General features: G+C 59.5%; 1 protein-coding gene. It reads right to left on the reverse strand.

Translation table 11 applies throughout. From position 1 onward, the window contains the following. On the reverse strand, nt 1-578 hold a 578-nt coding region (locus B9Z50_RS17370), incomplete at both ends, for a hypothetical protein (protein ID WP_158270711.1).

Below are 578 nucleotides of genomic sequence, written 5' to 3' on the forward strand. Positions count from 1 at the left end.
CCCAAAGTGACCAGTTGCTGGGGGCCCTTCTCAAAGTTGAAGCTGCCCTGCGCGTGGATGAAGCCGGCGATGTCCATGCGCATGTCCTCAACGGACACGCCCAAGCGTTGATTGCCGTCAAAGTCCAGCGTGATGAGCTGGTCGATGCGCGCGCCTAAGTCGTCTAGCAAGAAGCCTTGCGCGTTGACCCGCTGGCCCAAACTGTCGGTGTAGTAGCCCAGGGCTTCGTCTTCTACAGCGTATTCGCTGGTGTCTTCGTCTTCGCTCTTGAGGTAGGCACCGGTCTTGATGCCCAGGCCCGCAGCGGTGCCCGCCTCGTCATCAGCAGGGAAACTCGCCGCCCAGTCAATGACGGCAGGCCCCATCTCCAAAGGCGTACCAGGGAACCAGTTCGCATCGTTATCGTTTAAGCGCAGCTCTAGGTTCTTGGCCTCAACGTTGAGGATCTCGCCTCCACCAACAAAGGCAGCACTCTGCGCGTTGAGCTTGGCAGCGTAAAAGCCGTCCAGTGCGCCTAGGAACGGCGCCTTGAGCACAGCAGGCAAGGTGGTTTGCATGTTGGCGTAGGCAAAGTCCAC

This window comes from Limnohabitans sp. Bal53 (assembly GCF_003063355.1).
In the GTDB taxonomy this organism is placed as follows: Bacteria; Pseudomonadota; Gammaproteobacteria; order Burkholderiales; family Burkholderiaceae_C; genus Limnohabitans_A.